General features: G+C 71.9%; 18 protein-coding genes. 10 read left to right on the top strand and 8 right to left on the bottom strand.

Translation table 11 applies throughout. The annotated features are described in order from the left end of the window. Positions 1-666, bottom strand: a complete 666-nt coding sequence (locus ACLQ26_RS28685) for a DUF4097 family beta strand repeat-containing protein (RefSeq protein ID WP_425747459.1) — start codon at positions 664-666, stop codon at positions 1-3. A 237-nt stretch (positions 667-903) separates the two neighbouring features. Here ACLQ26_RS28685 and ACLQ26_RS28690 point away from each other — a divergent pair, with 237 nt between their 5' ends. Next, entirely contained in the window at positions 904-1641 is a 738-nt protein-coding gene (locus ACLQ26_RS28690; RefSeq protein WP_425747460.1) for a helix-turn-helix domain-containing protein, read from the top strand. Here the strand turns inward: ACLQ26_RS28690 and ACLQ26_RS28695 are convergent, their stop codons facing one another. The 4 genes from ACLQ26_RS28695 to ACLQ26_RS28710 form a co-directional block, all read right to left on the bottom strand. Beyond that, positions 1642-3684, bottom strand: coding sequence for a glycogen debranching N-terminal domain-containing protein (locus ACLQ26_RS28695; protein ID WP_425747519.1), 2043 nt, complete (start codon positions 3682-3684; stop codon positions 1642-1644). Between the two features lie 5 nt (positions 3685-3689). After that, on the bottom strand, positions 3690-4061 hold the full coding sequence (locus ACLQ26_RS28700) for an SCP2 sterol-binding domain-containing protein (protein ID WP_425747461.1): 372 nt from the start codon (positions 4059-4061) through the stop codon (positions 3690-3692). A gap of 103 nt (positions 4062-4164) precedes the next feature. Beyond that, positions 4165-5364: a WD40/YVTN/BNR-like repeat-containing protein gene (locus tag ACLQ26_RS28705; RefSeq protein ID WP_425747462.1), complete on the bottom strand. Its 1200-nt coding sequence runs from the start codon at positions 5362-5364 to the stop codon at positions 4165-4167. After that, positions 5351-5905, bottom strand: a complete 555-nt coding sequence (locus ACLQ26_RS28710) for an RNA polymerase sigma factor (RefSeq protein ID WP_425747464.1) — start codon at positions 5903-5905, stop codon at positions 5351-5353. The genes ACLQ26_RS28705 and ACLQ26_RS28710 overlap by 14 nt, the downstream gene beginning before the upstream one ends. A gap of 120 nt (positions 5906-6025) precedes the next feature. On the opposite strand from ACLQ26_RS28710, the gene ACLQ26_RS28715 reads away from it, so the two are divergent. The 6 genes from ACLQ26_RS28715 (at position 6026) to ACLQ26_RS28740 (ending at position 10642) form a co-directional block, all read left to right on the top strand. Next, positions 6026-6532, top strand: coding sequence for a DUF6584 family protein (locus ACLQ26_RS28715; protein ID WP_425747465.1), 507 nt, complete (start codon positions 6026-6028; stop codon positions 6530-6532). Positions 6533-6683: 151 nt separating this feature from the next. Beyond that, complete coding sequence (locus ACLQ26_RS28720; RefSeq protein WP_425747466.1) at positions 6684-7634, top strand: SRPBCC family protein; 951 nt, start codon at positions 6684-6686, stop codon at positions 7632-7634. Positions 7635-7664: 30 nt separating this feature from the next. Further along, positions 7665-8837, top strand: a complete 1173-nt coding sequence (locus tag ACLQ26_RS28725; protein WP_425747467.1) for a zinc-dependent alcohol dehydrogenase — start codon at positions 7665-7667, stop codon at positions 8835-8837. Between the two features lie 62 nt (positions 8838-8899). Then, the gene (locus tag ACLQ26_RS28730) at positions 8900-9517 is read left to right on the top strand and encodes a hypothetical protein (protein ID WP_425747468.1); all 618 of its coding nucleotides are present in this window, start codon (positions 8900-8902) and stop codon (positions 9515-9517) included. 26 nt (positions 9518-9543) lie between these two features. After that, positions 9544-10110, top strand: coding sequence for a GNAT family N-acetyltransferase (locus ACLQ26_RS28735; RefSeq protein WP_425747469.1), 567 nt, complete (start codon positions 9544-9546; stop codon positions 10108-10110). 145 nt (positions 10111-10255) lie between these two features. Next, positions 10256-10642 (top strand): DUF2267 domain-containing protein, encoded by a 387-nt coding sequence (locus ACLQ26_RS28740; RefSeq protein WP_425747470.1) that lies wholly within the window; start codon positions 10256-10258, stop codon positions 10640-10642. Positions 10643-10655: 13 nt separating this feature from the next. Here ACLQ26_RS28740 and ACLQ26_RS28745 read toward each other — a convergent pair whose 3' ends face one another. Further along, positions 10656-12134, bottom strand: coding sequence for a glutamate--cysteine ligase (locus tag ACLQ26_RS28745; protein ID WP_363685650.1), 1479 nt, complete (start codon positions 12132-12134; stop codon positions 10656-10658). A 183-nt stretch (positions 12135-12317) separates the two neighbouring features. Between ACLQ26_RS28745 and ACLQ26_RS28750 the strand changes: the two genes are divergently transcribed. Continuing rightward, positions 12318-12656 (top strand): DUF3817 domain-containing protein, encoded by a 339-nt coding sequence (locus ACLQ26_RS28750; protein WP_425747471.1) that lies wholly within the window; start codon positions 12318-12320, stop codon positions 12654-12656. Between the two features lie 4 nt (positions 12657-12660). Here ACLQ26_RS28750 and ACLQ26_RS28755 read toward each other — a convergent pair whose 3' ends face one another. Beyond that, a complete protein-coding gene (locus ACLQ26_RS28755) occupies positions 12661-13521 on the bottom strand; it encodes an alpha/beta fold hydrolase (RefSeq protein WP_425747472.1) in 861 nt (286 codons plus the stop codon). A 48-nt stretch (positions 13522-13569) separates the two neighbouring features. Continuing rightward, positions 13570-14118: a hypothetical protein gene (locus ACLQ26_RS28760; RefSeq protein ID WP_425747520.1), complete on the bottom strand. Its 549-nt coding sequence runs from the start codon at positions 14116-14118 to the stop codon at positions 13570-13572. Between the two features lie 142 nt (positions 14119-14260). Between ACLQ26_RS28760 and ACLQ26_RS28765 the strand changes: the two genes are divergently transcribed. After that, entirely contained in the window at positions 14261-15385 is a 1125-nt protein-coding gene (locus tag ACLQ26_RS28765) for a Vms1/Ankzf1 family peptidyl-tRNA hydrolase (RefSeq protein ID WP_425747473.1), read from the top strand. After that, positions 15378-17132 carry a thiamine pyrophosphate-binding protein gene (locus tag ACLQ26_RS28770; RefSeq protein ID WP_425747474.1) on the top strand — a complete coding sequence of 585 codons (1755 nt, stop codon included), beginning with the start codon at positions 15378-15380 and terminating at the stop codon, positions 17130-17132. Before ACLQ26_RS28765 ends, ACLQ26_RS28770 begins: the two co-directional genes overlap by 8 nt. Positions 17133-17143 lie beyond the last annotated feature (11 nt).

The following is a 17143-nucleotide window of genomic DNA, read 5'->3' on the forward strand; positions in this document are numbered from 1 at the left end:
TCAGAGGCTGCGGGCGGTGATGTCGCCGCGCGCGGTGGTGGCGTGGATGTCGAGGTCGGCGCTGCCGGTGTTGGTGAGGGCGTTGCGGACGCGGCCGTGGCCGGTGCCGGCGTCCAGGGCGGCCGAGACGCCGCCGGCGGCGGCGACCGAGATGTCGCCGGACTGGGTACGCAGCACGACCGTGCCGCGCCAAGCCTCGGCGACGTGGATGTCGCCCCGTGTCGTGCTGATCTCGGCCGGGCCGTTGAGCCGACCGACCTCGACGTTGCCGTCGATCGCGGTGAGACGCACGCTCGCGGCCTCGTCGATCTTGATGTTGCGGTACGCGCCGTCGACGGTGACGTCGCCGAGGCGTCCGACGCCGCGCAGCTCGGCGCTGGCGGCCCGAACCTCGACACGGGAGTCGGCGGGCAGTCGCACGGTCACCTCCACCGAGCCGGAGGGGCCCACGAGCCGGTTGGTGGGGGGCGCGGCCGTGACGCGCAGAACGCCGTCGGCGTACGCGATGGTGGTCGCCTCCGCGGCCCGGGTGTCGCGGTCCCGGCCGGGATCGGTGGGCCGGACCTCGACTGTGGTGTCCGCGCGGTCGGCGGCGATGACCTGGACGCGACCGGCGGGGAGGTCCAGGACGGCGGAGATGGGGGCGGGGGTCGGAAAGCTCTGCATGGTGTGCTCCGGTGCTCGTTCGGTGTTTCTGATATGCGAAACGCTACGTTGCTTTCCAGTACACGGCAACAAGCTCGTTGCGAACCAAATGCGTATGCCCAGCTAGAATGGCTGAAACTGTTGCAATGGTCCGTCGGCTAACGCAACGCAACGACCGGTTGCCATTGCAATAGGATGACGGTGAACGCTATGGTGGGAGCGCGCGGGACCGCTACGACAACCACGGAGGAGATCGCGATGCCGGGAGGCAGACTCACCCAGCAGGAACGCCAGCAGATCGCGCTGGGGCTGGCCGACAGCCTTCCCTACGCCGAGATCGCCCGGCGGCTCGACCGTCCGACGTCGACGGTCACCCGTGAGGTGCTGCGCAACGGCGGGCCGAACGCGTACCGCGCCGACCTGGCCCACCGCGCCACCGAACGCCGGGCCCGCCGACGCGCGCCCGCCACCGCCCGCGCGGCGGAGTCGGCCCCGCAGCCGCACGGCCGGGACGCCGAGGCCGTCGCCGAGTACGCGGAGACGTTCACGACGGTCCTCATGGCCTCGGGCCTCAACAAGATGTCGGCCCGGGTGCTGACCTGCCTGTTCACCACCGACACGGGCAGCCTCACCGCGTCGGAGCTCGCCCAGCGCCTCCAGGTCAGCCCGGCGTCCATCTCCAAGTCGGTCGCCTTCCTGGAGAGCCAGACCCTGGTGCGTCGCGAGCGCGACGAGCGCCGCCGCGACCGTTACGTCGTCGACAACGAGCTCTTCTACCAGGCGACGATCGCCAGCGCCCGCGCCAACGACCAGGTCGTCGAGACGGCACGCCAGGGCGCCGCCGTCCTCGGCCCGCACACCCCCGCCGGCGCCCGCCTGGAGAACATCGCCCGATTCCTGGACTTCATGAGCGAGAGCATCACCCGCGCCGCCGAACAGGCCCGCGAGGTCCTGCACGCGAGGCTGGAGGCGTCCTCGACCGGCCCCACCGGCTGATCAGCGCTGCTCGGTGCGATGCCTGGCGAACGCGTCGACCCGGCCCCACCGGCCGGGGATGTCCAGCAGCGCCACCCGGGCGAAGGCGGACGGCAACGCGGGATTCACGGCGAGATGGTCATCGTGCGGGTCGATCCCGAGCATCGTGCGCAGCAGCAGCATGGGCGCCCCGCTTGACCACGCCTGCGGGCTGCCGGCGGTCGGGTACCGCACCGGGTACCGGGTGGTGCCGCGGTCGAACCCCCCGAACGCCTCGGGCAGACGGCCCTGGAAGTAGGTAGCGGCGGAGAGGATGCTCTCGGCGATGCGACCCGCCTCGGTGGCGAACCCGTAGCGGCGCAGACCCCAGGCGATGAACGAGTTGTCGAACGGCCAGACCGTGCCGTTGTGGTACCCGAGCGGGTTGTAACGGCCCTGCCCCTCGGCGAAGGTTCGCACCCCCCAGCCGGAGAACAGCGCCGGACCCATCAGATGGTCGACCACCCGCGCGGCCCGCTCCGGTGGCACGATGCCGCTCCACAGCAGGTGCCCGATGTTGGAGGAGAGGCTGTCGACAGGGGTCCCGTCGTGGTCGAGCGCGAGGGCGTAGTAGCCCTGGTCGTCGAGCCAGAAATCGCGGTTGAAGCGGTCGTACAGCGTTGCCGCCTCGCGTTCCAACCGGTCGGCGTAATCGGGGTCGCCCCAGAAGGCCCGCGCCATCCGCGCCCCACGGATCTTGGCGTCGTAGGCGTACCCCTGCGTCTCGCAGGTGGCCCTCGGGAACCCGGGCAGCCGGCCGTCGGCGTAGGAGATGCTGTCCCAGGAGTCCTTCCAGCACTGGTTGTCCAGCCCGGTGGCGCGGTTGCGTTTCTGGTACCAGACGTAGCCTGTCGACGTCAGGTCGGCGTAGGTGTCGATCCAGGTCAGGGCCGCGCGGGCCTCCTGCTCCAACTCCACCACCAGCGCGGTGTCGCCGCTCCACCGCTCGTACTCGTCGAGCAGCACCACGAACAGCGGCGACGCGTCGACCGTGCCGTAGTAGGGGGAGTGGGGCTGCTCCTCGAACGCGGCCGACTCCCCGTAGCGCAGCTCGTGCAGGATCCGGCCGGGATCCTCCTCCAGGACGTCGTCGGTCCGGGCGCCCTGCAACGACGCGAGGATCCGCAGGGTCGGCGGGGTCAACGACGGTGTGACGGGCAGCGTCTGCAGGCAGGTCAGCAGGCTGTCGCGGCCGAACAGGGTCATGAACCAGGGCAACCCGGCCGCGGGTACGGTCGCGCCGCCGAGTGAGAGCGGCGCGAAGCGCAGCGCCGCCAGGTCCACGAGGCTGCGGTGGTACACCTGCTGCAGCGCCGCGCTCTCGGTGTCAAGTGTCGGGGCCTGCGCGACCCACTCCCGCACGCTGTCCGGCAGGGTCGAGTCGTCCGGCCGCTGCGCCCGCAGGGCGTCACGCAGGTCCACGCCGTCCGGGCGAAGCGCCCGCATGGCGGCCTGCAACCGGGTGGTCCACTGGTGTCCGGGCTCCAGGCGCACCGCGAACCGCAGGCCGCCCGGGTCGATGGTGGCCTTCTCGCTCGCCGACACGACGACCTCCCGGCGGTACGTGCCGCGCCGATAGCCCAACCGCAGCTCGCCCCCGTCGACCTGGGTGTAACTGGTGCCGGCCTTGTCGTGGATGTCGAACTTGATCTCGAAGATGTCGGCGAAGTCGGCCGCCACCTCCAGACGTACGTCCAGGTCGACAACCCCCTGGCCGTAGTTGAAGATCGTCAGCGACTCGGTCAGGTCCGGGCCGATGCGTCGCCGCCGGATGCCGGACACGTCCGCCTCGACGTAGTCGACGGCCCCGCCCGGCACCACGAAGAACGTGACCTCGTAGTACTGGCTGTCATCCACCGACAGGGCGGCCATGCGTTCACCGTTGACGGTGAGCACCCAGCGGGACAGGAAGCGCGTGTCGGCGGCGAACAGCCCCACCGGAGTGGCCGGGGAGGACTCCACGTCACCACTGGCGTCCGACACGATGAACGTGTTCCCGTCGATACACGACACGGTGCCCGGGATGTCCCTCACGACGCGCCGCTCGGCGTCGGCTGTTCGCGCTGCCCCCCGCCGCTGTTCGCGCGGGGAAACAGCCGACCGAGCCGCAACGCCAGGCCGAGGTCACCGTCGACCAGGATCTCGCCGCGGGTGATCGCCGCCAGCCCGTTCACCTCACCCCGCGCCATCGCGTCCGCGACCGGCACGGACACCCTGATGACCGTGTCCGCGGGATCGGCGCTCCTCGAAACCTCCATGCGGCCGTGGTCGATGATCAGAAGCCACTGTTCCAGGTCGTCCCCGTTACCGATGTCGAAGCGCACGCTCCCACACACCTTGCTGAAACGCGGGTCCTGGCAGGCAGCGGCCAGTCGCGAGAAGAAGTCACTGGTCGCCGTCATCCGACCTCCCCGGCCGCTGGTAGGAGCGCATGCGGTTACCCGGTCAGCGACACTCCATTCCTCGCCCGGAAAGGCTTCCGTCGCCACCGGGGCATCCGGCCCGTCACGGCGCGAGCGTGAAGCGGGCCCAGGTGGTCGCGTCAGTGGTGAGCAGCAGGTGGTCAGGCTCGTCGGCCGATCCGACGTCACGGCCGAAGAGCCAGGCGTACCCGGGGGCGACGCTGACCGACCCGACGAGTGGGCCGTACTCCCGGGCGACCAGGAAGGTCCGCCCGTCGTCCCGGCTGACCAGCAGTCGCGCCGTGCGGTCGGACGCCGTGCCTCCGCCCGCGGTGATCGCCAACAGGGATCCGTCGGAACCGACCGTGAGGTCCCAGTGGGGCTGCGCCGGCAGGTCGGCGTCGGTGTCCGTCCAGGTCTTCGCGCCGTCGGTGGTCCGCAACAGCCGGATCCCGCCGCCCGCCGTCTCGGTCAGCACGTAACCCTGCCGCTCGTCGAGCCCGACCACTGCCAGGACTGTCGCGTCGCCCCCGACCTCCCAGGTGGTCCAGGTCGCACCCCGATCGGCGCTGCGGACGACCGTCGACCCGGAGGCGCCCCCCTTCTGGTAGGCCGCCCAGATGCTGCCGTCCGCGGCCGGGTAGAGGCTGAACAACGGACGCCACGATGGCACCGTGGCGGACAGCCGGTAGACGGTCCCGCTCGACGGATCCACCGCCAGCGGCTCCCGCACCGCCCCGCAACCGAAGCCGCAGAAGACCGGTCGGGCCGTCGCCGGAAACGACGGAACGGCCACTATCGCGGTGTCCCCGTCCCGCCAGGTCCGCCCGTAGTCCGTGGAGAGGTGCTGCTGCCCCGCGTCGCGTACCAGGTACGACCGCTCACTGAGCACCGACGCCTCCAGGTGGCTTCCCGGCGCCCCTGTGGTGTCGACCGCGCATCTGGTGCCCTGGAACCGGGCCGCGTCCCAGTCCGACCAGCTCCGGCCGCGGTCGCCGGTGTAGGCGAAACGCAGGACGCAGCCGTCCGTCCACACATCCACCCCGGCGTCGGGGCCGGTCAGCGTGAAGTCGCCGGAATGCGTGGGCGACGGCCGGGTCGGGTCCGCCGGGTCGGCGCGGTCGCGCCCGACAGCCAGCGGTACGACCGTCAGAACCGCCAGGACGAGCAGCGCGGCAGACACCGTCGCGACGGAACGGTGTCGACGGGAGCGGGCCGAGGACCGCAGCTCCTCGATCGGTGGCTGGCGGACAGCCTTGGTGACGGTGTCGACGTCGAACCCGGAGAACTCACGACCGGACATCGATCCTCCCGGTTTCCGTAGCGTCGGTGGTGCTGGTGGTGGTGCCGCTGTCGCCGCTGGCGGGGTCCGTGAGCAGCGTGGCCAGGGCCTGCCGGCCCCGGGACAGCCGGGATTTCACCGTCCCGGCCGAGACGCCCAGCGTGGCGGCGACCTCGTCCACCGGCAGGTCGACGAGGTAGTGCAGCGCCAGTGCGTGCCGCTGCCCCTCCGGCAGCATCCGTAGCGCGGCGAGCAGGGCGAGGTGCTCCGGCGAATGGTCGGCGACGGCCGGTGGTGGGCCGATCCGGCGCAGCAGCCCGTCGAGCACCCGGCGGCGTCGGTAGCGGCTGCGGGCCCAGTTCACCGCCACCCGACGCAGCCACGCCTCCGGGTTCTCCAGCCCGGCAAAGCGCCGAGGTGACACCAGTGCCCGGGTGAACGCCTCCTGGACCGCTTCCTGCGCCTCACCCAGGTCGCCGGTCACCGCGTACAGCTGGACCACCAGCCGCCGGAAACAGCCGGCGTAGAGCTCGGAGATCAGATCGCCCTCGGACACCGTCACCTCCCCTCTCCACCACTCCCACCAACGGGCCGGGGAGAAGGTTCCGGTGGCCGGCCAGAATATGGGGCTCGGCGGAATTGGAGTGTCGTTGCGGCACGCGGACCGCTCACAATGTCGGCCATGGCGCGGGAGCACGTACTGGCGAAGGTCGAGGCCGACCTGCGGCGTGGGCACGTCCACCCCGCGATGCAGCGCCTGGCGAGCCTGAACGCCGCGTACCCCGACGACCTGGAGCTGCGCTCCCGGCGTGCCGCGCTGTACCGGCAGGTGGGCAACGTGGCCGAGGCCGGGCGGTGGGGGTTCCTCGGCGAGGACGCCAGCGCGCAGGAGATCGCCGCGTTCGAGAGGTCCTACCCGGAGGCATGGCAACGCCTGCGCGCACTGAAGATGATCGCCGACCCCACCGACCGGCTCGGGCCGATTGCGGGCGCGCGGCTCGCCCGCCTGGTCCGGCAGATCGAGCGGCAGGGCCCCTTCGCGGTCGCCTGGACCGAGGACGGCCCCCGGGCGGGAGCACCCACCTCGTGGCGGGAGGCGGGGGGCTGCCTGGCGGTGGCGCTGATTGGTCTGGTCCTCGTCGCGCTCACCGTCGTCGGCCTGATCACAGTGGTCCGCTGGGCGCTGTAGAACGACCCGGGGGTACGCGCCGCGAACGGCAGGTGGGGCGTTCTATCCCGAATCGGTCTCGTGGGGTGGGCGTACCGCATAGCGTCACGAAGGCGGATCCACCGCCGATGCGCCGCGCGTCGGCGGCCACGGCCCGCGGAAGGGACCGGACATGGATCGAGTCGACACGGTGCTCCTGCCGGAGCTGGACGGGCCGGTGCCGGCGGCCCTGCCGAGGGCGCTGGGCCTGGTGAGCCTGGCCCTGGGCGTGGGCGCCCTGGCCGCCCCCCGATCCCTCGCCCGACTGACAGGCGTGGACGACTCCCCGACGGCCCGGGCGGTCATCCCGGCCGTCGGCGCACGCGAGCTCGTGCACGCCGTCGGCCTGCTCACCGGCCGTCGCCCCGCCGGCTGGGCGTGGACGCGGGTGGCAGGTGACGCGCTCGACCTCACACTGCTGGTTCGGGCCATGGCCGATCGTCGGGGTGAACGACGACGGCGCGCGGCGCTGACGACCGCCGCGATCGCCGGCATCACCGCCCTGGACACGGCCGTCGCCATCGCCGCCGGTCGCGCCCGCCGGGCCCGCGCCCGGGTGATCCGGATGGAGATCGCTGTGACGGTGAACCGATCGCCAGCCGAGGCGTACCGGTTCTGGCGCGACATGGAGAACCTGCCGAAGTTCATGGCGCACCTGGAGTCGGTACGCGCCGACGACCTGCGTCGCTCCCACTGGATCGCGCGCGGCCCGGCCGGACGCCACGTCGAGTGGGACGCCGAGATCATCGACGACCAGCCGAACAGGTCGATCACCTGGCGCTCGTTGCCGGGCACGCGGGTGGCAAACGCCGGGCGGGTCCAGTTCGTGCCCGCGCCGGGCGACCGGGGCACCGAGGTGCGGGTGCGCCTGCGCTACGCGCCGCCCGCAGGCGCGCTCGGCCGGGCGGTGGCGAAGCTCTTCGGCGAGGAGCCCGAGCAGCAGGTCCGCGACGACCTGCGCCGGTTCAAGCAGGTGCTGGAGGCCGGCGAGGTGGTCCGCTCCGAGGGCAGCCCGAACGGCATCTCCGTACGCCAGCAGGCCATGCAGCGGCCCGCGCAGCCGCTGCCGGCGTCCCGTCGCTGACCACCCACGCCGTCGAGAGGGATCCCGCAGATGAAGGCCACCGCCTGGATGGGCACCGACCGCGTCAAGGTGATCGACGTGCCCGATCCGACGATCATGAATGCCCGCGACGCGATCGTGAAGATCAGCACCACCGCGATCTGCGGCTCCGACCTGCACCTCTACCACGGCTACATCCCCGCGATGCGCAAGGGAGACATCCTCGGTCACGAGTTCATGGGCGAGGTGGTGGAGGTGGGCCCGCAGGTGCGCAACCTCAAACCCGGCGACCGGGTGGTGGTGCCGTTCCCGATCGCCTGCGGGCACTGCTCCTCCTGCCAGCGCGGCCTGTACTCGGTGTGCGAGAACTCCAACCCCAACGCCGGGATCGCCGAGAAGGTCATGGGCCACTCGCCGGCCGGCATCTTCGGCTACTCCCACCTGCTCGGCGGCTACGCGGGCGGCCAGGCCGAGTACGCCCGGGTGCCGTTCGCCGACGTCGGCCCGCTCAAGGTGCCCGACGACGTCCCCGACGACCAGGCGGTCCTGCTCGCGGACGTCTTCCCGACCGGCTACATGGGCGCCGAGATGTGCGACATCAAGCCGGGGCAGGTCATCGCCATCTGGGGCGCCGGGCCGGTCGGGTTGCTCGCCGCCGCCAGCGCCCGGCTGCTCGGCGCGGACCGGGTGATCGTCATCGACCGGTTCCCGTACCGGCTGCGGCTCGCCGAGGAGCACGCCGGCGCCGAGACGATCAACTACGACGAGGTCGACGTGCTGGACACCCTCAACGAGATGACCGCCGGCCGCGGACCGGACGCGTGCATCGACGCGGTCGGCCTGGAAGGCCACCACGGCAACGCGGCCCTGTACGCGTACGACCGGGCCAAACAGGCCACGCGGACCGAGACGGAACGGCCGTTCGCGCTGCGGGAGGCGATCCTTGCCTGCCGCTCCGGCGGGGTGGTGTCGGTCATCGGCGCGTACGGGGGTGTCGTCGACAAGTTCCCGATGGGCGCGTTCATGAACCGGTCGCTGATCATGCGGACCGGTCAGTGCCACGTGCAGCGCTACACCCGACCACTGCTGGAGCGCATCCGGCGCGGCGAGATCGACCCGAGCTTCATCGTCAGCCACCGCCTGCCGCTGCGGGACGCCCCCAAGGGTTACAAGATCTTCCAGAAGAAGCAGGACGACTGTACGAAGGTGCTCCTCACGGTCTGACCAGCCGTCCACACCCGACGGTCGCGCTCGGCGGTGCTGCGGACCGTCGCTATCTTGTAGCCATGAGAGTGGATGCGGCTTCGCCGTACGAGGTCCGCAGGAGTCGGCTCTGGACCGGCCTCGCGTTGGCGCTGTACAGCCTCCTGCCGGTCACGGCCATCGTGATCGGTCTGGGGAACCTGTCCGAGCTCTTCCTGTTCTTCGTGATCGGGCTGGTCTTCGAGACCATCTTCGTCGGCACGATGCTCGGCACCATACGGAGCGCGCTGCGGCAGGAGCTGCTCTTCGCCATCGACGAGCAGGGCGTCTACCTCGGCCCGGATCAGTACGGCCGGCCGGCGATCCGCGAGCAGTGGTCCCGCATCGACTTCGTGGTCCACTTCCAGGGGCGGGTGTGGACCACGCAGAGTATCCCGAAGGTCGTGCGCAACGTCGGTTTCGCCCGGGACGGCAGGATCGTCACCTCGCGGGTGATGAACGGCTGGCGGTTGAACGTCAAACGAGCCTCCGCGGCCGCCGCCCGATTCGGCGGGGGAACACAGGTGCTCAAGGCGCCGTATCACGGCGAGATACCGCGCGAGGCGATCTACACCCTCGCCCTACCGCCGCAGTGGCTTGCCGCCCACGCCCGACCCGGCGCCCGACGACTCCCTCCCGAGGTGACCGGGACACCACACTGAGCGCCGGGTTGGCTAGCGTGTCCGGGATGGAGAGTGTGGACGGGGGTACGCCGGGGCCCGGCAAAGACGTGGATGTTCGGCTGCGACCCGCTGCCGAGCCCGACCTGGCGATGATGCGGCGATTCTGCACCGAGCCCGGGCTGATCGGGCTGGACTGGGCCGGTTTCCGTGACGCCGGGGCCCCGGCCCGCCGGTTCGCCGTCGACGGCTGGCTCGGCGCCGACGACGGGCGGCTCGTCGTCGAGGTCGGGCAGGATCAGGCCGCGGCCGGCCTCGTCAGCTACACCTCCGGCCGCTACGCCGGGCTGGCGTCGTACTGGGAGATCGGCATCGTGCTGCTTCCCGAGTGGCGGGGCAGGGGCATCGGGTGGCGAGCCCAGGCGATGCTCTGCGACTACCTGTTCCACCACACGCCGGCGCAGCGCATCCAGGCCGGCACCCACCCGGAGAACCTCGCCGAGCAGCGGGCGCTGGAGAAGGCCGGCTTCCAGCTCGAAGGTGTCGTGCGGGCCTGCGAGTTTCGGGCCGGTACGTGGCGCGACGGGTATCTCTACAGCCGGCTGCGCGACGATCCGCCGCCCGTCCACGGGTGAGTCCGTGCCGGTCTGCCGCCACCTGCGCGCTGTCGTCCCCGAGCACCGCTTTCCGGCCACCCCGTTTGTGCCAAGCGAGCCGGGGAAACCGCCCCGTTCGCCCGGCAGGCCGCACGGCCGGTCGAGGAGACGAAGGGAGCGGTTCATGGAGTACGAGCAGATGATCGCCACGGTCCGGCAGCGCGCCGACCTGGGGGAGAACGAGGCCGTACGTTCCGTGCAGGCCGTCCTGTCGGTGCTCGGCGAACGGCTCGCCGGACAGGAGGCCGACCACCTCGCGGCCCAGCTACCGGAACGACTGAACGGGTCGGTGACCCGCAATCCGCAGGGCCGCCGGTGGGACATCGGCGACTTCCTGAAGCACGTCGGCGACCGGGAGCAGGTCGCGAACGCCGACCAGGTGCGTCAACACGCCCAGGCGGTGCTGCGTACCGTCGCCGAGGCCCTCGACGACGACCAGCGACACGACCTGCTCGCCCAGCTTCCCGGCGGCATCACCGACCTCTTCGGTGTGCCCACGCCGCGCGGCTGACCGTGGCGTCGCGTCAGGGGATGGGCCACTCGTGCACCGGCCGGTTGCTGTGCATGAGCTCCACATAGTGCCGGACCACCTCGCGCAGCGCCTCCGGCCGGTCCAGGTGATCGGCGGACTCCAACCGGTGCAGCGTCTCCACCTGCCAGGTCGCGCCGTTGCGACTGGTCAGGCAGCGCTGCTCGATGACGCCGAGCAGCCGGTCGCGCTCGACCGGGTCGAGGCCCCACCGGTCCAGGCCGTGGTGCGCCATCGGCAGCAGCCGGCGCAGCACCAGCTCGGTGACCGGCAGATAACCGAGGCCGGGCCAGAAGACCTGCGCGTCGATGCCGTGCCGGGCGCAACTGGTGAAGTTCTCCTCGGCCGCGCTGAACGACATCTGTGACCACAGTGGCCGGTCCGACTCGGCCAGAGCGCGGACCAACCCGAAGTAGAAGGCGCCGTTGGCGATGGTGTCCAGCACTGTCGGCCCGGCCGGCAGCACCCGGTTCTCCACCCGCAGGTGCGGCCGACCGCGCGACACGTCGTACACCGGGCGGTTCCAGCGGTAGATCGTGCCGTTGTGCAACCGCAGCTCGGCGAGGTTGGGCACCTCGCCGGCCGCCAGCGTCTGCGCCGGGTCCTGCGGGTCGCACACCGGCAGCAGCGCCGGGAAGTAGCGGACGTTCTCCTCGAACAGGTCGAACACGCTGGTGATCCACCGTTCGCCGAACCAGACTCTGGGGCGTACACCCTGGGCTTTGATCTCTTCCGACCGGGTGTCGGTGGCCTGCTGGAACAGCGGGATGCGGGTCTCGCGCCACAACTCCCGGCCGAAGAACAGCGGCGCGTTCGCGCCGAGCGCCACCTGGATGCCGGCGACCGCCTGGGCGGCGTTCCAGTAGTCGGCGAACTGCGCCGGGCTGACCTGGAGGTGGAACTGGGTGCTGGTGCAGGCGGCCTCCGGCGTGATGGTGTCGGCGGTGACCGCCAGGCGCTCCACGCCGCTGATGGCGATCGGCAGGTCCTCGCCCCGCGCCGCGAAGATCTGCTCGTTGAGCAGCTTGTAGCGCGGGTTGGCCGAGAGCGTCTCGGCGGTCAGGTGCTCGGGGCGCAGCGTCGGCAGGATGCCGATCATGACCATGTGCGCGCCTACCGTCCGCGCCTTCTCCTCGGCGGCGTTGAGGCTGGCCCGCACGTACTCCTCGAAGCCGGCGGTGCCGGTGCCTGTCAACCGGCGCGGCGGCACGTTGATCTCGATGTTGAACTGGCCCAGCTCCGTCTGGAAACTCGGATCCTCGATGGCCGCCAGCACGTCGGCGTTGCGCATCGCCGGGTTCGACGCCTCGTCGACGAGGTTCAGCTCGATCTCCAGGCCGGTCATCGGCCGGTCGATGTCGAACCGCGACTCGCGCAACATCTCCGCGAAGACGTCCAGGCAGTTACGCACCTTCTCGCGGTAACGAGCCCGATCCTCCCGACTGAACGTCCGAACGCCGACATCCTCGCCCATGGTCACCACCCTGTCACCGCTGGTACCCCCCAACCTCGCACGGGACCGACGGGCGGGGGAAGACCCGAGAGTCCTTTCCTACCCAGTCGCGAGCGCCGTGACCCCTGTCGCACGCTGCGTGGTCGGCGGGGGCGCCAACGGCCGTACCGCTAGCATTGCCGCCCGAGAGGTGGTGGCGTCCGGATGCGCGAGAAGGTGACCCGGTTGTTCGTCGCGGCGGCGATCGCCGAGGCGTGCTCCTGGCTGGCCCTGCTGGTCGGAATGGCGGTCAAGTACGGTCCGCCGGACAACGAACTGGGCGTCAAGATCTTCGGCCCGATCCACGGCGGGCTGTTCATCGCGTACGGGCTGCTGGTGCTCGCGGTGGCTCGGCTGCGCCGGTGGAGCTTGCCGGTGACCCTCGTGGCGCTGGCCTGCGCCGTTCCACCGTTCGCCACCCTGGCCTTCGAGCGCTGGGCCCGCCGCCGGGGGATCCTCGGGGTCGACAGCCAACCGACCCGCGAGCCCGCCGCCGTCGGCTGAGCGCTCAGTCGGCCAGGAAGTCGCCCAGCACGGCAGCCAGGGCCTCCGGCGCCTCCTCCGCCATGTGGTGACCCGAGTCGACAGACGCGGCCCGCACGTCGTCGGCCCACTCCCGCCAGATCGCCGCCGGATCGCCGTGCAACTCCACCATGTCGTCGCGCTCGGACCAGACGAACAGCACCGGGCAGGAGATCTTCCGCCCGGCCGCCCGGTCGGCGTCGTCAGCCGCGCGGTCCGGCCCCAGGCCCGCCCGGTAGTCCTCACACATCGCGTGCACAGTCGCCGGGTCGTGGATGGCCCGGTGGTAGTCCGCGTACGCCTCCTCGCCCATCTCGGCGGGGGAGCCGCCGTACCAGGCGTCCGGGTCCGCGTTGATCACCCGTTCCGCCGGCTTGTCGGTCTGGCCCAGGAAGAACCAGTGCCACCAGCGGGCGGCGAACCGGGCGTCACAGGTGGCCAGCGCCGCCCCGATCGGTACCCCGTCGAGCACAGCGAGGCGGCTGACCCGCTCCGGATGGTCCAGGGCGGTACGCATCGCCGCGTACGACCCACGGTCGTGGCCGACCACTGCGGCGCGCTCGTGGCCGAGCGCGTCGAGCAGCGCGACCACGTCGCGGCCCATCGCCCGCTTGGAGTACGCGGAGTGGTCGGCCGTCTCGGCCGGCTTCGTCGAACCGCCGTACCCCCGCAGGTCCGGGCAGATCACCGTGTGCCGCTCGGCGAGCAGCGGCGCCACCCGGTGCCAGGTCGCATGGGTGCGGGGATGACCGTGCAGCAGCACCACGGGCGAACCGGAGCCGCCGTGGCGCACCCGTAGGCGTACCGGGCCGACGTCGATCTCGTCCAGGGCGAATCCGGGAAACATGCGCTGCCGTTGCCCGCCGGGGCGGGCCGGGAAACGCGGGCCGACGGCTCAGGTGAGCGTGGAGCAGGCCACCACGCCGGCGAGCAGCAGCGCGCCCAGTACCGCCTGCAACAGCAGCGGCGGGCCGAGATGCGACCAGAGCGTCGCGGTACGGGGAGTGAGCAACTGCCCGGTGGTGAGGTTGACGATTTTCTCGATGCGGGGCGGCAACTCCGGGTCGCGCTGCGGGCGCAGGGTGAGCTGCACCTGATCGGCCGGGTGCAGGGCGCTCTGCGGCAGGTGCCCGTGCATCTCCACCTCGCAGAGCTGACCCGCGGTGTTGCGCAGCCGGACCGGCGTCACCAGATACTCCGGGCCTTGCTTCAGCTCCTTCCAGCGCCGCCGCGTGCCCCCGCCGCCGAACGAGAAGAGCGCCCGCAGCAGCAGGGCCGGCAGCCGGGCGAACGCCGCCGCGGCGAGCACCGCGACCAGCACCGGCTGGCCGACGCGTATCTCACGTGTGTAGCCGTCGAGCAGGCGCACCAACCGCCCGGTGACGATCCGCTCCGTCGGGTGCACGATCCGTCGGGTATCGAGTCCGCTGTCCATCCCCACCACCGAGAGTCCGCTTGTGTTCACTGATCGTATCGATGTCCCCGGTTGAACGACGTGAATGAAACCTGGTCACGGGCTCACGGCCACGAGGTGACATCCCGGGCGAGCAGGGTAAGCGGGGGGCCGAGCTGGAAAGGGGTCGAGCATGCAGCTGTCCTTCCTGCGCCCGCTCTACGACCGACCCGGGCCGTGGTGCTCGGTGTACCTGGACGCCTCCGCCGACACGGAGGACGCCCACCCGGCACTGGACCTGCGCTGGCGTGCCCTGGAACGTCGCCTTGCCGAACAGGGCGCCGACGAGGCGAGTATCGCCGCGCTGGACCGGGTGATCCGGGGTCACGACCCGATGGTCGGGGACTACGGCCTGGCCGTCTTCGCCAGCCACGGGCGGGTGGTGCTCTCCGAGTACCTGTCCGCGCCGCCGCTGCGCGACCTGGCCAGTTTCGACCCGTTGCCGCACGTGATGCCGCTGCTCGCCCAGCGCGGCGAGCAGGTGGCCTGGGTCCGGGTGGTGGCCGACCGCACCGGCGGTGACGCGATGGCGGTCAGCGCGGGCGGGGTGCCCCGCCGGGCGCACGTCGCCGGCCGGGACAGCTTCCCGCTGCGCCGCGTGCAGCCCGGCGGCTGGTCCCAGTCGCGCTACCAGCGGGCCGCCATGGAGGCGTGGCACCAGAACGCCGGCGACGTGACCGCCGCGACGGTGGAGCTGGCCGACAGGGTCGGCGCGGACGTGGTGGTGGTGGCCGGCGACGTCCGCGCCACCGGGATGATCGCCGCCCAGATGCCGGAGCGCTGGCAGGACCTGGTGGTGCGTACCGACGCCGGGTCCCGGGCCGGCGGCGCCGACCAGACAATGCTCGACGACCTCACCGTGCAGACCATCGCGGAGGTCGCCGACCAGCGGATCACCGCGGCACTGGACCGGTTCGGTGTGCAGGAGGACGTCGGCGCCGGCCTCGACGCCGTCGTCTCGGCCCTGCAACGCAACCAGGTCGACACCATGCTCATCGTCGACGACCCGTCGGCGAACGGCGAGCTGTGGATCGGCCCGGAGGCGACCGAGATCGCCGTCGACCCGGCCCAGCTCAGCGCGATGTCGGTGGGCGACCCGCAGCGGGTACGCGCCGACGCGGCGCTGGTACGGGCGCTTGTCGGCACCGACGCGGCGCTGACAGTGCTGGGCGCGGACGAGGCGCCCCAGCTCACCGAAGGCGTGGGCGCGGTGCTGCGCTACGTCGACGAGGGCACCCCGGGGCGCGGCAATGGCTGAGCGTCGCGTCGCGGACCTGGTGGTGGAGCGGCTGCGGGCGTGGCGGGTCCCGCGCGCCTTCGGCTACCCCGGCGCGGCGATCGCCCCGCTTGTCGAGGCGTTGGACCGCTCCGGCGGCGACCCGGCGTTCGTCCCGGCCCGGCACGAGGAGACCGCCTCGTTCATGGCCACCGGGCACGCCAAGTTCACCGGCGGCATCGGGGTCTGCCTGGCCACCCAGGGGCCCAGCGCGGTACAACTGCTCAACGGCCTGTACGACGCGAAGCTGGACAGCAAACCGGTAGTGGCGATCGTCGGCGAGGACGTCACCGGCCCACTGGGCGGCGCACACCAGCAGATCGGGTTGAGCCGGCTCTTCGGCGACGTGTGCAACCAGTTCGTCCAGTACGGCCGCAGCCCGGAGAGCGTACCGGCGCTGCTGGACCAGGCGTTCCGCACCGCGGCGGCGACCCGCAGCCCGACCTGCGTGGTGCTGCCCCGGCACCTGCAGGAGGCCCTGGTGCCCGACCTGGGGACGTACGCGGCCGGCGTGATCACGGCGACTCCCGGCGAGCCGCTGGCCCGGGTGCTGCCACACGAGGCGGACCTCGACGCCGCCGCGCAGGTGCTCGGCAACGGCCAGCGCACCGCGATCCTGGTGGGCCAGGGAGGCCGGGGCGCGGCCGCCGAGATCATCGAGCTGGCCGACCGGCTCGGCGCCGGGGTGGCCACGTCACTGCTGGGCAAGCCGGTCCTCGACGAGCGGCTGCCCTTCCACGCCGGGGTGCTCGGCGAGGTCGGCACGCCGGCCGCCGCCGAGCTGATGGGCGGCTGCGACACGCTGCTGCTGGTCGGCACCAACGACCCGTGGACCGACTACTTCCCGATGCCCGACCAGGCCCGGACCGTGCAGATCGACATCGACGGCACCCGCATCGGCAGCCGGTATCCGGCCGACGTGCCACTTGTCGGTGACGCCGCCGAGACGCTGCGGGCGCTGCTGGCCCGGGTGCCCTCCCGACCTCAGCAGCAGTGGCGTGCCACCGTGGAGAGCGCTGTCGACAGGTGGCGTACGACCGCCGTCGACCGGGCCGCCGCGCCTGCCGAACCGATCAACCCGCAGCTCGTGCTCCAGGAACTCTCCACCCGGGTGCCGCAGAGCGGCTCGGTCGCGGTCGACGTCGGCTCGGTTCTCTACTGGTACGCCCGCCACCTCGTCCTGCCACCCGGGGTGAACGCGCAGCTCTGCGGCACCCTCGGCTCGATGGGGTGCGCCCTGCCGTACGCGGTGGCCGCCAAACTCGCCGCGCCCGACCAGCCGGTGATCGCGCTGCTCGGCGACGGAGCCATGCAGCTCAACGGCCTCGCCGAGCTGATCACGGTGTCGCACCACTGGCAGCGGTGGACCGACCCCCGGCTGGTGGTGCTCGTGCTCAACAACCGCGACCAGAACGGCATGGGCGGTGGCCGGGAACCGTCGTCCGACCCCACCCACCGTCGCCCGGACGTGCCGTACGCCGGCTGGGCCCGGCTGCTCGGGCTGCACGGTGTCCGGGTGGACCGCCCGGAACTGGTCGGCGCCGCCTGGGACGAGGCGCTCGCCGCGGACCGCCCGTGCGTCCTGGAGGCGGTAGTCGACCCGGCGGTGTCGTTGGCGCCCCCGGAGCCGGCCTTCGCCGACCTGCGCGGCCTGTACGACGAGGGGGAGCCCGCCCGGCGGGTCCGCGAGCAGGTGGAGCAGGCCGTGGCCGTCGAGGATCTCGTTTAGGCGTACCTCAT

Origin of the sequence: Micromonospora sp. DT43, assembly GCF_049841645.1 — a bacterium.
Taxonomy (GTDB): Bacteria; Actinomycetota; Actinomycetes; order Mycobacteriales; family Micromonosporaceae; genus Micromonospora.

Coding starts and splice junctions, on each gene's coding strand:
- ACLQ26_RS28690 (WP_425747460.1), top strand. CDS start 904: ATGCCGGGAGGCAGACTCACCCAGCAGGAACGCCAGCAGATCGCGCTG.
- ACLQ26_RS28755 (WP_425747472.1), bottom strand. CDS start 13,521: ATGTTTCCCGGATTCGCCCTGGACGAGATCGACGTCGGCCCGGTACGC.
- ACLQ26_RS28705 (WP_425747462.1), bottom strand. CDS start 5,364: ATGTCCGGTCGTGAGTTCTCCGGGTTCGACGTCGACACCGTCACCAAG.
- ACLQ26_RS28740 (WP_425747470.1), top strand. CDS start 10,256: ATGGAGTACGAGCAGATGATCGCCACGGTCCGGCAGCGCGCCGACCTG.
- ACLQ26_RS28715 (WP_425747465.1), top strand. CDS start 6,026: ATGGCGCGGGAGCACGTACTGGCGAAGGTCGAGGCCGACCTGCGGCGT.
- ACLQ26_RS28700 (WP_425747461.1), bottom strand. CDS start 4,061: ATGACGGCGACCAGTGACTTCTTCTCGCGACTGGCCGCTGCCTGCCAG.
- ACLQ26_RS28765 (WP_425747473.1), top strand. CDS start 14,261: ATGCAGCTGTCCTTCCTGCGCCCGCTCTACGACCGACCCGGGCCGTGG.
- ACLQ26_RS28750 (WP_425747471.1), top strand. CDS start 12,318: ATGCGCGAGAAGGTGACCCGGTTGTTCGTCGCGGCGGCGATCGCCGAG.
- ACLQ26_RS28720 (WP_425747466.1), top strand. CDS start 6,684: ATGGATCGAGTCGACACGGTGCTCCTGCCGGAGCTGGACGGGCCGGTG.
- ACLQ26_RS28770 (WP_425747474.1), top strand. CDS start 15,378: ATGGCTGAGCGTCGCGTCGCGGACCTGGTGGTGGAGCGGCTGCGGGCG.
- ACLQ26_RS28730 (WP_425747468.1), top strand. CDS start 8,900: ATGAGAGTGGATGCGGCTTCGCCGTACGAGGTCCGCAGGAGTCGGCTC.
- ACLQ26_RS28685 (WP_425747459.1), bottom strand. CDS start 666: ATGCAGAGCTTTCCGACCCCCGCCCCCATCTCCGCCGTCCTGGACCTC.
- ACLQ26_RS28725 (WP_425747467.1), top strand. CDS start 7,665: ATGAAGGCCACCGCCTGGATGGGCACCGACCGCGTCAAGGTGATCGAC.
- ACLQ26_RS28745 (WP_363685650.1), bottom strand. CDS start 12,134: ATGGGCGAGGATGTCGGCGTTCGGACGTTCAGTCGGGAGGATCGGGCT.
- ACLQ26_RS28735 (WP_425747469.1), top strand. CDS start 9,544: ATGGAGAGTGTGGACGGGGGTACGCCGGGGCCCGGCAAAGACGTGGAT.